Source organism: Methylobacterium sp. 142-1Y, assembly GCF_057747795.1.
The window spans coordinates 4599721-4613147 of record NZ_CM173224.1; the positions used below are offsets into that span (position 1 = coordinate 4599721).

Annotated in this window: 13 protein-coding genes; 6 read left to right on the forward strand and 7 right to left on the reverse strand. The window is 70.9% G+C overall.

From position 1 onward, the window contains the following. The first annotated feature begins 350 nt into the window (after positions 1-350). The 3 genes from AC3AOF_RS21005 to AC3AOF_RS21015 all read left to right on the forward strand — a co-directional run bounded on the left by AC3AOF_RS21005 (position 351) and on the right by AC3AOF_RS21015 (position 2532). The gene (locus tag AC3AOF_RS21005) at positions 351-668 is read left to right on the forward strand and encodes an Hpt domain-containing protein (RefSeq protein WP_236989043.1); all 318 of its coding nucleotides are present in this window, start codon (positions 351-353) and stop codon (positions 666-668) included. Positions 669-914: 246 nt separating this feature from the next. Beyond that, positions 915-1235, forward strand: coding sequence for a 2Fe-2S iron-sulfur cluster-binding protein (locus AC3AOF_RS21010; RefSeq protein WP_093566727.1), 321 nt, complete (start codon positions 915-917; stop codon positions 1233-1235). Between the two features lie 220 nt (positions 1236-1455). Then, positions 1456-2532, forward strand: a complete 1077-nt coding sequence (locus AC3AOF_RS21015) for a methyl-accepting chemotaxis protein (RefSeq protein WP_488346394.1) — start codon at positions 1456-1458, stop codon at positions 2530-2532. A gap of 28 nt (positions 2533-2560) precedes the next feature. Here AC3AOF_RS21015 and AC3AOF_RS21020 read toward each other — a convergent pair whose 3' ends face one another. After that, positions 2561-3286: a fused DSP-PTPase phosphatase/NAD kinase-like protein gene (locus AC3AOF_RS21020; protein ID WP_488346395.1), complete on the reverse strand. Its 726-nt coding sequence runs from the start codon at positions 3284-3286 to the stop codon at positions 2561-2563. A gap of 197 nt (positions 3287-3483) precedes the next feature. On the opposite strand from AC3AOF_RS21020, the gene AC3AOF_RS21025 reads away from it, so the two are divergent. Continuing rightward, positions 3484-3990 (forward strand): GNAT family N-acetyltransferase, encoded by a 507-nt coding sequence (locus tag AC3AOF_RS21025; protein ID WP_488346396.1) that lies wholly within the window; start codon positions 3484-3486, stop codon positions 3988-3990. Between the two features lie 253 nt (positions 3991-4243). Further along, on the forward strand, positions 4244-4777 hold the full coding sequence (ppa, locus tag AC3AOF_RS21030) for an inorganic diphosphatase (protein ID WP_236989040.1): 534 nt from the start codon (positions 4244-4246) through the stop codon (positions 4775-4777). Between the two features lie 449 nt (positions 4778-5226). Here ppa and AC3AOF_RS21035 read toward each other — a convergent pair whose 3' ends face one another. The 3 genes from AC3AOF_RS21035 to AC3AOF_RS21045 form a co-directional block, all read right to left on the reverse strand. After that, a complete protein-coding gene (locus AC3AOF_RS21035) occupies positions 5227-5433 on the reverse strand; it encodes a hypothetical protein (RefSeq protein ID WP_236989039.1) in 207 nt (68 codons plus the stop codon). A 123-nt stretch (positions 5434-5556) separates the two neighbouring features. Continuing rightward, positions 5557-5862 carry a hypothetical protein gene (locus AC3AOF_RS21040; RefSeq protein WP_236989038.1) on the reverse strand — a complete coding sequence of 102 codons (306 nt, stop codon included), beginning with the start codon at positions 5860-5862 and terminating at the stop codon, positions 5557-5559. A 39-nt stretch (positions 5863-5901) separates the two neighbouring features. Beyond that, on the reverse strand, positions 5902-6681 hold the full coding sequence (locus AC3AOF_RS21045; protein WP_236989037.1) for a cold-shock protein: 780 nt from the start codon (positions 6679-6681) through the stop codon (positions 5902-5904). A gap of 437 nt (positions 6682-7118) precedes the next feature. Here AC3AOF_RS21045 and AC3AOF_RS21050 point away from each other — a divergent pair, with 437 nt between their 5' ends. Then, a complete protein-coding gene (locus AC3AOF_RS21050) occupies positions 7119-8552 on the forward strand; it encodes a protein adenylyltransferase SelO (protein ID WP_236989036.1) in 1434 nt (477 codons plus the stop codon). On the opposite strand, the gene AC3AOF_RS21055 is transcribed toward AC3AOF_RS21050, so the two are convergent. The 3 genes from AC3AOF_RS21055 to AC3AOF_RS21065 all read right to left on the reverse strand — a co-directional run bounded on the left by AC3AOF_RS21055 (position 8525) and on the right by AC3AOF_RS21065 (position 13419). Next, complete coding sequence (locus AC3AOF_RS21055) at positions 8525-10234, reverse strand: ABC transporter substrate-binding protein (RefSeq protein WP_236989035.1); 1710 nt, start codon at positions 10232-10234, stop codon at positions 8525-8527. The two genes, AC3AOF_RS21050 and AC3AOF_RS21055, sit on opposite strands and share 28 nt — an antisense overlap. A 346-nt stretch (positions 10235-10580) precedes the next feature. After that, positions 10581-13070 carry an ATP-binding protein gene (locus AC3AOF_RS21060; RefSeq protein ID WP_488346397.1) on the reverse strand — a complete coding sequence of 830 codons (2490 nt, stop codon included), beginning with the start codon at positions 13068-13070 and terminating at the stop codon, positions 10581-10583. A 76-nt stretch (positions 13071-13146) separates the two neighbouring features. After that, complete coding sequence (locus AC3AOF_RS21065; protein ID WP_488346398.1) at positions 13147-13419, reverse strand: hypothetical protein; 273 nt, start codon at positions 13417-13419, stop codon at positions 13147-13149. Positions 13420-13427: the final 8 nt, after the last annotated feature.

Here is a 13427-nt window from a genome sequence, read left to right on the forward strand (position 1 = left end):
GCCGTGCCGCCAGCCGACGCGATCTCAGCGGTTTACCACGAGAACCTTAGACGCAAGGAGTACCAGACGGATACCCGGACCGCGCCAACCCTCCCAAAAAGCTTAACGGAATGGTTACCATGTGTCCGGCGCACCGCGCCCGATGCCGCTATCCTGCCGCAGAGTCTCGGTTTTGCCACCAGGCGGCGGGACGGCTCCGACCGTGAGCACGCTGTGGACAGCGTTCCACCGGACGTGCCGGAACCTCTCGCGCCCACGGCCGTGGGGCCCCCAGACCTTGCGTCCGGCTCAGGCCCGGGGGATCTGGGGCTCGCCAGAGACCGCATGCCGGCCCACCGCGAGAGACCCCGATGGAGACACTTCTCGACCGCGCGCACCTCGACCGCCAGACCTTCGGCGATGCCGACCTCGCCCGCGAGGTGCTGGGGCTGTTTTCGGAGCAATGCGAGCGGCTCACGCCTAAGCTCGCCGATCCGGACCTGGCGCCCGGAACCAGAGCGGACCTTGCCCATACCCTCAAGGGCTCGGCCCTCGGAGTCGGGGCCGCCCGCGTCGCGGCCCTGGCCGGGCAGCTCGAAGCGGCCCTGCGGACCGGCGAGGGAGGGACGGCGCGCAGCCTGGAACCGGCTCTGGCGCAGGCCGTTCGCGAGACCCTGGCGCTCCTCTAAGCAGATTTCGCAAGAGTGGCCGCCGGTTTTGCGGAAAAAATCTGCGACAAAGCAAGGATCCAAGCGGACGAAGCGTTGGCCTGCCGACGCAAGGCGGCTTGGAGCCGGGCCCGCGCGGCCTGCTGCGGCGGCTGTGCCGCGCGACGCACGGCGCGCTTGCATTCCGGGGCGGCAGCCGCCAATCAGACCGCGCCGCGTCCCTCAAAGTCCGATTTGCGGCCGCGCTCGAGGCTTCCGGAGTCCCAGATGGTCCAGATCACCTATGTCGATGCCGCCGGTACGCCGCGCACCGTGAAGGGCGAGGTCGGCTCGACCGTGATGGAGACCGCGATCCGCAACAACGTCCCGGGCATCGACGCGGAATGCGGCGGCGCCTGCGCCTGCGCGACCTGCCACGTCTATGTCGGCGAGGACTGGGCGGAGGCGGTCGGCCCGGCCGAGCCGATGGAGCAGGACATGCTCGACTTCGCCTCGGACGTGCGGCCGAGCTCGCGCCTGTCGTGCCAGATCCGGCTCAAGCCCGAGCTCGACGGCCTCACCGTCACCACGCCGGCCCGCCAGGGTTGAGGCGCGCGCCGGTCCTTCCGGTTCCATTGGGGAAGGACGACGGCTCACCTTCGGCAGGGTGGCGTGACGACCTTGCAAGTCCCGATTGGGGGAGTGAAGCCCGCGGCGGGACTGGGCGATCAGACGGCCTAGACCTCGCCTTGGGACGCAATTCCTTAAGCATCGGCATTCGACACTCACATCCGGCCTCCGGGGCACGACCCGGACGAGGAGATGCGGTGTGACGAACCAGGCCCGAAGGCTGGGCGACGATCGGGCGGAGGGCGGTTGCGCCCTGTCTGACATCGCCGCCGCGGCGACGACCCTGCGCCAGGCCGCGCACGACAAGACCCAGCGCATCCGCCGGATCACCAGCCAAGTGAAGATGCTGGCCCTCAACGCCCGCATCGAGAGCAGCCGGGTCGGCGAGCACGGGCGCGGCTTCACGGTAGTGGCCAACGAGGTCGGGGCCGTGGGCGAGGCGATCGCCGGCCTCGCCCGGGAGCTGGAGGCCGATGTCGACGGACGGATCGTCGGGCTGCAGGACCAGGTCTCCCGGCTGGTGACCCGGGCCCAGGGCGAGCGCCTGGTCGACCTCGCCCTCAACGCGGTGGAGCTGATCGACCGCAATCTCTACGAGCGGACCTGCGACGTGCGCTGGTGGGCGACCGACGCGGCTTTGGTGGCCTGCGCGGCGGACCCGGAGCCGGCGACGGCGGCTTACGCCGAGAAGCGCCTCGGCGTCATCCTGTCGGCCTACACGGTCTATCTCGATCTCTGGCTGTGCGACCTCGACGGCCGCATCCTCGCCACCGGACGGCCCGACCGCTTCCCCGGCCTGCGCGGCCAGAGCGTGGCGCAGGAGCCCTGGTTCCGGCAGGCCGCCGCCCTCGCCTCGGGCGACGAGTACGTCGCGGCCGACATCCGGGCGGAACCCCGCCTCGGCGGCGCGCAGGTGGCGACCTACTGCGCCAGCGTGCGCCGGGACGGCGAGGCCTCAGGCAGCCCCCTCGGCGTGCTGGCGATCCATTTCGACTGGGAGCCGCAGGCGCGGGCGATCGTCGAGGGCGTGCGGGTCGCGCCCGAGGACCGGGCCCGCACGCGGGTGCTGCTCGTCGATGCCGGGCAGCGGGTGATCGCCGCGAGCGACGGCATCGGCATCCTGAGCGAGCGCCTGCGCTTCGACCGCGACGATTCGGCGAGCGGCGTCGTGCCGGGCCGGAGCGGCAAGAGCCTCGTCGCCTATCACCGCACGCCCGGCTACGAGACCTACCGGGGCCTCGGCTGGTACGGGGTGATCGTGCAGGGCGCGGGGTGACGCTTCCGGGCCGAACCTGACGGGAGGGTCACTCCCGCCGCAGCAGCCGGTCGACCAGCAGGTCCGACCACAGGCCGGTGCGGAAGTCGCGCCTGAGGGTCTCCGGATCGTAGACGTGCTCGACCCAGTCGAGGAAGCTCAGGCCCTTCGGCTCGCCCTCGGTCAGGTAGCGCTCGAAGAACGCATCGAGGATGCCGGTCTTGGCGAAGCGGAAATGGCCGAACCTCGCCGAGAGCTGGCGCGCCGCCTCGCGCACCGGCCGGCCCTCGTGCAGGATCAGGTAGAGGGCGGCGGCCAGCCCCGCCCGGTCGGCACCGGACTTGCAGTGCAGAACCGCCGGATAGGCGAGGCCGGCGAAGAAGTCCCTGGCGGCGAGCAGCGTCGCCTTGTCGGGCGCCTCGCGTGAGCGCATCACGAACTCGACGAGCTGCAGCCCCTCGCGCTCGCAGGCCTCGCGCTGGAGCTGCCAGGAGCCGTGCTCGCGCCCGCCGCGCAGCGAGATGATCGTGCGCACGCCCTGGCGCCGGAACCAGGCGAGGTCGTGCGGCGCCGGCTGGGCCGAGCGCCAGACCATCCCGCGCCCGATCCTGTGGCGGTTGAGATAGGCCAGGCGGATGACGCCGTGGTCGATCAGCAGCATGTTGGCCCAGGCGCGCAGGCGTCCGCCCGGGCCGGCGATCGGCTGCTCCCAGCGGGCGATGCGGGCCATGCGGCGGGCGTAGCGGGTCTCGGGCGGGAGGAAGCGGTTGAGCACGAAGGGGCAGGCGCCTGGCTTTAAGGGAAAATCAGCGATTCGCCGGAGCGGGCAGCATGCCGCTCTAGCAGCCGCGTGACCCGGCCGCAACGATGCCGCCGCCGATGAGCCAGCACCCAAGCCTGGCATTGCGCTTGCGACGTCTCCCCCGCATCGTGGGGACGCGATCCGTCGGCTAACAATCGAGGGGGAAGGCCGTGAGCACTCAGGTCGTCAGCATTCGCCGGGCCCGGGACCAGGATGCCGGGATGCTGTCGGAGATCTTCGACGCCGCCTGGCGCGAAGCCTATCAGGGCATCATCCCGGGGGTCGCCCTCGACCGGATGCTGGCTCGCCGGGGCCCTCGCTGGTGGCGCTCCACCATCGGCCGCAACCGGCCGCTGGTGGTGCTCGAGCTGGGCGAGAGCCTCATCGGCTACGTCTCCTACGGCCGCTGCCGCGACCGCTCCCTCAAGGCCGAGGGCGAGATCGACGAGATCTACCTCACGCCGACCTACCAGGGCCTCGGCTACGGCACCCGGCTGTTCCGGGCGGTGCGCAACGACCTCACCGACCGGGACGTGCGCCGGATCGCCGTGTGGTCGCTCACCGAGAACGACCGGGCGCGGGACTTCTACGAGCGGATGGGTGGGCGCGTGGTGGCCGAATCCTGCGACCGCATCGCCGGGGCCGAGTTGCACAAGGTCGCCTACCTGTTCGGCTGACGCGGCAGGGCGGCGGGGGCCGCCCCGGCTCCCTGCCTGTCTGTTGATCACGTGGGATTGCAGATCTGCACAATCGGCACTCATCCGCAGCAACAGATCCGGCGCGGCCGGTTTTCACGATCGCCCCGGCCGCAGCGGAACTTGTCCTCGACTGTCGCGGCCGCCGTTGCGTCCCGGCGCTTGTGCGGACGCCCGCGGCCCTCTAAGGACCGCGCCATTCAGGGGCGCATCCGCCCTTGCAGGGAGTCTGCTCATGCGCCTCGATGCCATCTCCATCGGCAAGAATCCGCCCGAAGACGTCAACGTCGTCATCGAGGTTCCGGTCGGCGGCGAGCCGATCAAGTACGAGATGGACAAGGATGCCGGGACGCTGATCGTCGACCGGTTCCTCTACACCGCGATGCATTATCCGGGGAATTACGGCTTCATTCCCCACACCCTGTCGGGCGACGGCGACCCGTGCGACGTGCTCGTCGCCAACACCCGGGCGATCATCCCCGGCGCCGTGATGAGCGTGCGCCCGGTCGGCGTGCTGGTGATGGAGGACAATGCCGGCGAGGACGAGAAGATCATCGCGGTCCCGTCGCGCAACCTGACCAAGCGCTACGACCGGATCGAGAACTACACCGACCTGCCCGACATCACGATTCACCAGATCCAGCACTTCTTCGAGCACTACAAGGATCTCGAGCCCGGCAAGTGGGTGAAGATCGTGCGCTGGGGCGACAAGGCCGAGGCGCAGCGCCTGATCCTCGAGGGGATCGAGCGAGCCAAGAAGGCGAAATAAGTCGAGCCAAGTAAGGGAGGGGTGAGGCTCGCCTCTTCCATGAAAGGCACAACGGTGAACCCTCCCCCCTCTGCGGGGGAGGGTGGCGAACGAAGTGAGCCGGGAGAGGGGACGCCGCTTCCGGAAATGTCGCGCCCTTCATGAAGAGCGCTCTCTGGATCAGCGTCGCGCTGCCCCTCTCCCGCCCCACTCCGTGGGGCACCCTCCCCCGCAGAGGCTAGCGGATTCACACTTCTCCTCTAAGAGCTAACCCTCTGTAAACGCGCGCGGTTTCCCCTCCCCAGGCGATCCCGGGCTTGCCCGGTATCGCTGCAAGTTGTGGGGAGGGGGGCGCGCTACCACTAACGGGGCAGCGCTCAAACCGAGAAGTGTGAATGCGATAGCCCGCAGAGGGGGGAGGGTTCTCGCGCACGACCGGCGCGGGCCATGCCCCCGGTCGATGTGTCCCCTCAGACCGCCCGCGTCTGCGCCGCAGCGCCCGGCCGCGGCTTCTTCACGGCATCGTTGTAGGGCGCGTTGTAGGCCCGGCGCACCGAGGCCCAGTAGGCCTCGCGCTCCTGGGCCGGGAGGCGGCCGAGGGCGGCATTGAGCGCAGCCTCGCCGGCGGCTTCCAGCCCGCGCAGCTGGTCCGGGGTGACGTCGTGAACGGTGGTCATGGTGAAGGGGTCCCGAGCCCGGTTGGGTTCGAACCGCATCATGCCACAAGCGCGGCGGTTCCGCACGCACAGGCTTGCCGCAGCAATGCCGCGCCCTACCGCCTGTCCCCGTTGTTTCCAGGGTCAGCGCACCCCGCCCCGGCCGGACAGGGCCGGGTTTCGGTCCGCAGCCCGGGCGGCGCTTGGCGGCAGGCCGTCGGCCTTCTGCGGCCTGTTCCAGGCGGGCGGGGACGTCGCGGCGCCGGGCTTCGCGCGCCCATGCACACCGTCCTGGCTCTCCTGGCCCCAACCGTAGCCGGCATTGACCCCGGCATAGAAGCCGGTGAAGTCCTCCGCGGCGGCCGGGCCGCAGAGTATGCCCGCCAGAACGAGACCCAGCAGGATGGCGCACAAACGGAAAGGAGCGGTGGCCGAGGGCCACCGCTCCATCCGTGTCGATCGATTGCTCGGGCGACGATGCACCGTAGCTCAGTCGACGCTGATGCTCTGAGCCTCGCGGCCCTTCATGCCCTCGACCACGCCCATGGTGACGGGCTGGCCTTCGGCGAGGGACTCGAGGCCGGCGCGGGCGAGAGCCGAGCGGTGGATGAAGACATCCTTGCCGCCGTCATTCACCGACACGAAGCCGAAGCCCTTGGCGGGATCGTACCACTTCACGGTGCCGCTCATCTCGGTCGACGGACCGGAGGCGAAGCGGCCACCGCCGCCGGCACCACGCTCGGGACGGTCGCCGTAGCCGCCGCCACCGAAGCCGCCGGCACGCGGGGGACGGGGATCGCGACGGACCGGAGCCTCGGCCGTGCTGGTGTCCACGCTGGTGATGTTGGTCACCTGCGGGCCCTTCTGGCCCTGCGCGGTCTGGACGCTGAGGCGGGTGCCCGGCATCAGATCGGCGTGGCCGGCCGCCTCGACGGCGCGGATGTGGAGGAAGGCATCGCCCGAGCCGTCGCCCAGCTCGACGAAGCCGAAGCCCTTCTCCTTGTTGAACCACTTGACCGTCGCGTCACGCTCCGGCCCGGAAGGGGCAGCGCTACGCGGGCCACCGCGGTCGAAGCCACCGCCGCCGCCGCCGAAGCCGCCGCCGCCGTAACCACCACCGCCGCCGCCACCGTAGCCGCCGCCACCGCCACCATAGCCACCGCCGTAGCTGCTGCCCTGCGGCGCCTGGTCAGGCCACCGCGGCTCGCTACCACCACCCTCGTCGAAGCCGCGACGGCGCGGCTCCCGGAAATCACGACCACGTCCCATTAGAAGCTCGCCAAAACGTAAAAACCGCCGACCACCCTTGTACCCCGGTGCGCTCTGTGCCTGACAGCCAACGCCTCGAGATCGTTCCATTCCCGGCTGCGGTGACCAAGATGACCGCCACACTCCTGACGCAACTCAGACCGTACCGCAAGGCGGATCTGCCACGCGTGGCGATGACAGGGGTTACTTTCTCACGTCGCGGCGCGGATTGACAGCCCGATTCGGCATCTTTTCCCCGTGTCCATCGTGCACCAGTGTGGCGTATGAGCACGGTTCGCGCGTCCATGGGCCCGGACCGACATCCGATGCCATGGGGCGTTCGGTGCCACGGTTCGATGCCACGGGATGCGACCAGGCGGGACCCGCCCATGCCGCGAGACGTTGCCTGACCGCACCCGCCGTCCACATCTCGTCCCACCACGTCGATCGAGGTCCCGATGCCGGCCCACACCCTCCGTCCCTCGCGCCGTCACGCCGATCTCGGCCCCGACTTCTACGACGTCGTCGCGCCCGCCCGCTTCCCGGCCCACATCGTGCGCCACCGCAACCAGCCCTGGGCCGAGCGGGTGGGCCTCGGCGGTCTCACGGACGCGGAGTGGATCGGGCATTTCGGCCGCTTCGAGCCCCTGCCCGGCAGCTTTCCCGAGCCGCTGGCCCTGCGCTACCACGGCCACCAGTTCCGCAGCTACAACCCGGAACTCGGCGACGGGCGCGGGTTCCTGTTCGCGCAACTGCACGACCTGAGCGACGGGCGCCTGCTCGATCTCGGCACCAAGGGCAGCGGCCAGACGCCGTGGTCGCGCACCGCCGACGGCCGCCTGACCCTGAAGGGCGGGGTGCGCGAGGTGCTGGCGACGACGATGCTCGAGGCCCTCGGCGTCGAGACCTCGAAATCGTTCAGCCTGATCGAGACCGGGGAGGCGCTGAGCCGCGGCGACGAGCCGTCGCCGACCCGCTCCTCGGTGCTGGTGCGGCTCAGCCACTCGCATATCCGCATCGGCACCTTCCAGCGCTTTCGCGCCCATAACGACACCGACAACCTGCTCCGGCTCCTCGACCACACGGTCCGCACCTACTTGCCCGATGCCTGGCGCGACGATCCGGCCGACCGGGCCGCCGCCTTCCTGGCGGAGGTCTGCCGCCGCGTCGCCCGGATGGGCGCGCAGTGGATGACGGCGGGATTCGTCCACGGCGTGCTCAACACCGACAACATCAACGTGACCGGCGAGAGCTTCGATTACGGTCCGTGGCGCTTCGCGCCGGTCAACGATCCGGCCTTCACCGCCGCCTATTTCGACGAATACGGCCTCTACGCCTTCGGGCGCCAGCCGGAGGCCCTGGGCTGGAACCTCGCGCGGCTCGCCGAATGCCTGCTGCCACTTTCCGACGAGGCGCGGCTGGGTGCGGCGATGGACGTCTACGGTCCCGCCCTACAGGAGGCCTTCGCGGGGGCGATCCTGCGCCGCCTCGGCCTCGCGGTGCCGGCCGACGAGGCGGCGATGCACGGGCTCGTCGGGGCGTTCTGGGCCTTCCTCCAGACCAGCCGGGCACCGTTCGAGCAGGCCTTCTTCGACTGGTACGGGGGGCTCGCCAGCGAGGCACGGGCCGCCCGCAGCCCGGCCGCCGCACATTACAGTGGCGAAGGCTTTTCGCGGGTGCGCCAGGCGCTCGGCGCCCTCTCGGCCGATCCGGCGGCGCGGCTCGACCATCCGTATTTCGCGGGTGCCACACCCTGCACGATGCTGATCGACGAGGTCGAGGCCCTGTGGGCGCCGATCGCTGCGGCCGACGACTGGTCGGCCTATCATGCCAAGCTCGCGGCGATCGGCGAGATGGCCGAGGCCTACGGCACCGGCCCGGTGACACCATGAGGCCGGGGCGCCGGGGCCCCGCGCGCATCCGGACCGCTCAGGCCCACGCCGCGAAACAGGTGCCGGCCGAGGGGATCCATGCGGTAGCCGGTCACCTCACGCCGGGCGACCACGAACACCGCCGAATGGGCGATCGGCACCCACGGCACCTCGCGGGCGAAGATGCCTTGTGCCTGCCTGTAGAGCGCGGCCCGGGCCTCCTGGTCGGGCAGGCGCCGGGCCCGGGTCACCAGGGCGTCGAAGGCGGGATCGCACCAGCGGGCGACGTTGCTGCCGCCGGGCCGGGCCGGCACGCAGCCGAGCAGAACGCCGAGGAAGTTGTCCGGATCGCCGTTGTCGGCGGTCCAGCCGAACAGGGCCATCGCCGGCACGCCGGCCAGCATCTTGGCCCGGTAGGCGCTCCACTCGTCGGTCAGGAGCCGCAACCGCACGCCGATGCGGGCGAGGTCGGCCTGGATCATGTCGGCGACGCGCCGGCCGTTGGGGTTGTAGGCCCGGCTCACCGGCGGGTACCACAATTCGGCCTCGAAACCGGAGGGGAAGCCCGCCTCGGCCAGCAGCTTCTGCGCCGCTACCCGGTCGAGGGGTGGATCCCGGAGGGCCGGATCGTGGCCCCAGAGGTTCGGCGGCAGGGGCGAGCGGGCCGCCGTGCCGCCCGGGCCGTAGATTCCCTCGACGATCGCCGCCTTGTCGATCGCCATCGCGACGGCGCGGCGCACCCGCAGGTCGTCGAACGGGGGCTTCGTCACGTTGAGGGCGAGGTAGCCGATATTCAGCTCCTCCTCGCGCATCAGGGTCAGCGCCGGATCGGCCCGGATCGCGTCGAGGTCGGCGGGGTTCGGGAACGGCATCAGGTGGCACTCGCCGGCCCGGACCTTGGCGAGCCGCACCGCCGCGTTGGCGGTGATCGAGAAGACCAGGCTGTCGATCGGCTGGCGCCCGCCCCAGTAATCCGGGAAGGCGCGGTAGCGGAGCGCAACGTCGGGCTGGAACGCCACGAAACTGAACGGCCCGGTGCCGATCGGCTCGCGATCGAGGCGCTCCGGCTCGCCGGCCGCCGTGAGCCTGGCGGCATATTCCGCCGACTGGATCGCCCCCAACGCCATGGCGATGTTCGGCAGGAAGGTGGCGTCGGCCTCGCGCAGGCGGAACCGCACGGTGCGGGTATCAAGCGCCTCGACCGCCTCGATCAGGTCGGGCAGGCCGAGATCGCGGAAGTAGGCGTACTGGCCGCCCGAGACCCGGTGATACGGATGGTCCGGCTTCCATTGCCGGGTGATCGAGAACACCACGTCCTCGGCGGCGAGCGGACGGGTCGGCGTGAACCGGGCATTGCGGTGGAAGGCGACGTTCGCGCGGAGCGTGAAGGTGTAGTCGCGCCCGTCCGGCGAGACCGTCCAGGATTCGGCGAGGCTCGGGCGGATCGTGGTGGTGCCGGGCTCGAACGCCACCAGGGTGTCGAAGACCGGCCAGGCCGCATCCATCCCGGTCGTCGTGGTGACGAGTTGCGGGTTGAGCGATTCGGGATTGCCCTCGGAGCAGAAGACCAGGGTCCTGGCAGCGGCCGGCGACGCCGCGAGCCATAGCGCGGCGAAGAGGGCCGACGCGGCGCGAAGACACGCCCGGGACTGGCCGCCTGCGGCCCGGCTCCAATTCCGGATTCGTCGAGTCTGGCCGAGCATCGATCCTCGCCTCCGCCGTCGCGGCATCCGTCGCAACATGGCCGTACCGGTTGTCAGAGTCTGCTTGACTTGTCCGATAGACTTAGAGCTTTTTTAATCGGCAATCGCAACATCGCATGGGTTTTTCTCTCTCACCCGCAACCTCATCCTGAGGTGCGACTGAAAGGAGCCTCAAAGGAGGGCTCCGGAAGTCTCGGCGGCATCTGGAGCCCTCCTTCGAGGTCAGTCGATCTACAATCGACTGACACTTCAGGATGAGGTCGCAGGTGGGATGAATGAAATTGATTGGCCGAACAGGCTCGCAATCCCCATCGACAAGAAATTTTCCCTTGATCTACCCCACACCTCACTGCGCCGCCACCCGGCTCTCCGCGCCCGCACGGACGGGCGCCGCCGGCGCGAGGCAGGCTGGGAACTCGACCCGCACCAGGGTGCCGCTGCCCTCCCGGCTCTCCACCGCGATGCGCCCCTGCAGCTGCCCGGTGACGAGATTGTAGACGATGTGCATGCCCAAGCCCGAGCTGCCGCGGTGGCGGGCGGTGGTGAAGAACGGATCGAAGATGCGTTCCCGGTCCGCCGCCGCGATGCCGCGCCCGTCGTCGCGCACCTCGAGGCGCACCCACCCGCCCTCATGGGTCACCGCGACGACGATGCGTCCCGGCGTCCCGTCGGCGAAGGCGTGCACCACCGCGTTCTTGACCAGGTTGGTGATGACCTGAGCCAGCGCTCCGGGATGGGTATCGACCTCGACCTCCTCGCCGGCATCGAGGTCGAGGCGGTGCCCGCCGCGCCGCAGCAGCGGCCCGAGGCTGCGCAGCAATTCCCCCAGCCACTCGCGCAAAGAGAAGCGGCGGTGCTCGTCGCTCACCCGGTCGACCGCGACCTGCTTGAAGCTGTGGACGAGATCCGCGGCCCGGGCGAGGTTGGCGGTGAGCAGGTGCGAGCCCTCCTGCATCCGGTCGACGAAATGGGAGAGGCGCGAGCGCGAGAGCTGCCCGGTCTTCGCCACCTCGCCGAAGTCGCGCGCCTCGTCGCGCACGAGGGTCGCGGTGGTGAGCGCGATGCCGAGCGGCGTGTTGATCTCGTGCGCCACCCCGGCGACGAGCTGGCCGAGCGAGGCGAGCTTCTCCGCCTGGATCAGGTCGGACTGGGTCTGGCGCAATTCGGCGAGCGTCCGGTCGGCCTCCTCCTTGGCCCGCCTGAGCGCCCGCTCGCGCCGGCCGATCTCGTCGACGAACATCGCGGTCGCCCGGGCCATGTCGCCGAGCTCGTCGCGGCGGCGCCCGACCTCGGCCCCGACGTCGCGGCGGGCCGGATCGGCGGCGAGCGCCAGCATACTGCGCTGGAGCTGGCGCAGGGGCGCGGTGATCGAGCCAGCCGCCGCGAGGCCCACCGTCGAGCCGATCACCAGGCCGGCCCCGGCGCCGACGAGCAGCAGGCGCAACAGGAAGGTGCCGAGGCGATCGGCATCGTCGATGAAGATCTCGTTGAGGCTCCGGGCGGTCTCGCCGATCGCCGCGGCGAGGCCGTCCATCGCGGCGATGCCGTCGTTCTGCCGGCGCAGGCCCTCGACCGTGGTGCCCAGGCGCTCGCGCCAGCCGTCGATGGCCTCGATCATCTCGCCCTGGATCAGCGGCGAGATCGGCAGCGCCGCGGCGGTCTCGGACAGGCGCTGACCGTCCTCCAGCATCGCGGCCGCCGCCGGGACGTCGCGCCGGCGCAGGGCTTCGGCGGTGCGCTGGCCGAGCTTGAGGGTCTCGAGCGCGATGTTCTGGGTCGCCTGCTCGGTCTCGTTGGCCTGGACCGCGTAGGAGAGGAGCTGCGTGACCTCCTCGTGCAGGGCGCGCTGGGCCGACCCGTCGATCTTGAGGACCCGCTCGCACCACTCGTCGAGGACGTTGACCGGGGAGGGGAGCGGCGCGGGGTCCGACACGATGCCCCCCGCCGCGAAGGGGTGCGGCTCCTCGGATCCGCGCCAGGCCTCGTAGGCGGCGGTCAGGATCAGGAGTTCCTCCGCCTCGCGCTCGCGTCCGTCCCCCTTCAGCGCCGCCGCGAGGTCGCGGGCGGCGTTGCGCACCTGGACCATCGAGGGCGGCGGGCCGGCGGATCGCGGAGGAGACGGCGCGGGGCCGGCCCCGCCGGTTCCGGACGAGGATGATGGCGCGGGGCCGGCCCCGCCGGTTCCGGATGAGGATGATGGCGCGGGGCCGGCCCCGCCGGTTCCGGATGAGGATGATGGCGCGGGGCCGGCCCCGCGCAAGGCCTCGATCTCCGTCTCCGCCACCAGGGCGCGCAGCTCGTTGACGGCGCCGACCACGTCGCGGACCTGGCGCAGGGTCCGGGCCTTGTCGGTGAGGGAGACGACGAGATCGGTGTTGGCGGCGCGCTGGCGGTCCCGGGCCTGATCGGCGAGACTCACCAGGGCGTCGGCCCGGGCCGCCATCTCGGCGATCAGCCCGTCATTCTCCCGGGTGATCCGCACCAGGGCCTGCATCTGCTCGATCGAATCCTTGAGCGCTCCCCGTGCAGCCTCGATGCGGGCCGCCTGGTCCGGGGTGCGGGCGAAGCGGCGCAGGTCGTCGAGGGAACCGGCGGATTCCGCGGTCAGGCGGGCGAAGCGCTCGGCATGGTCGGTGCGCTCGGCCGGGCGCGCGGTCAGGAACTCGTCGCGCACCGTCGTCGACAGGGTCAGGGTGCGGTAGATCGCGCCGGCCAGCACCGCCCCGTCGCGGGCCTTCTCGGCCTGGGCGAGCAGGAGCCAGCCCGCGAGCGCGATCAGCGCCGCGATGGCGATCGGCAGACCGCCGACCAGGAAGATCTTGTGGCCGACCCGCATCGTGGTCCCGTTTCGCCGCGGGGGCCGACTATGCATTAAATTTCAAGGTCTGCCAGCACGGCGGATGTCGGCCGCCTCACCCCGGCATCGGCGGCCGCGACGCCGTGCGCTCGGGCGCCCGGGAGACCGGGCCCGGACGGCGTTTCGTCGCCCGCGCCCCGACAGCCTGCCGCCTCGGCCGGGCCTGACCCGCCGGGACCTGGTCCGCCGGAGAGGCGAGGGGCAGGGACACCGGCCGGCAGCCGGTGCAGCGTTCGGGTCCCGCGCCGAGCAAGGAGCGCAAAGCCTCCAGTTCCGCGGGATCGCCGTCCAGGAGCGCATCCAGGAGATCGGCGCTGAAATGCGGCATGATCGTCT

Bases quoted from the DNA above. Each gene is read 5' to 3' on its own strand.
- AC3AOF_RS21005 (WP_236989043.1), top strand. From the start codon at position 351: ATGGAGACACTTCTCGACCGCGCGCACCTCGACCGCCAGACCTTCGGC.
- AC3AOF_RS21010 (WP_093566727.1), top strand. From the start codon at position 915: ATGGTCCAGATCACCTATGTCGATGCCGCCGGTACGCCGCGCACCGTG.
- ppa (WP_236989040.1), top strand. From the start codon at position 4,244: ATGCGCCTCGATGCCATCTCCATCGGCAAGAATCCGCCCGAAGACGTC.
- AC3AOF_RS21035 (WP_236989039.1), bottom strand. From the start codon at position 5,433: ATGACCACCGTTCACGACGTCACCCCGGACCAGCTGCGCGGGCTGGAA.
- AC3AOF_RS21040 (WP_236989038.1), bottom strand. From the start codon at position 5,862: ATGGAGCGGTGGCCCTCGGCCACCGCTCCTTTCCGTTTGTGCGCCATC.
- AC3AOF_RS21045 (WP_236989037.1), bottom strand. From the start codon at position 6,681: ATGGGACGTGGTCGTGATTTCCGGGAGCCGCGCCGTCGCGGCTTCGAC.
- AC3AOF_RS21050 (WP_236989036.1), top strand. From the start codon at position 7,119: ATGCCGGCCCACACCCTCCGTCCCTCGCGCCGTCACGCCGATCTCGGC.
- AC3AOF_RS21055 (WP_236989035.1), bottom strand. From the start codon at position 10,234: ATGCTCGGCCAGACTCGACGAATCCGGAATTGGAGCCGGGCCGCAGGC.
- AC3AOF_RS21060 (WP_488346397.1), bottom strand. From the start codon at position 13,070: ATGCGGGTCGGCCACAAGATCTTCCTGGTCGGCGGTCTGCCGATCGCC.
- AC3AOF_RS21065 (WP_488346398.1), bottom strand. From the start codon at position 13,419: ATGCCGCATTTCAGCGCCGATCTCCTGGATGCGCTCCTGGACGGCGAT.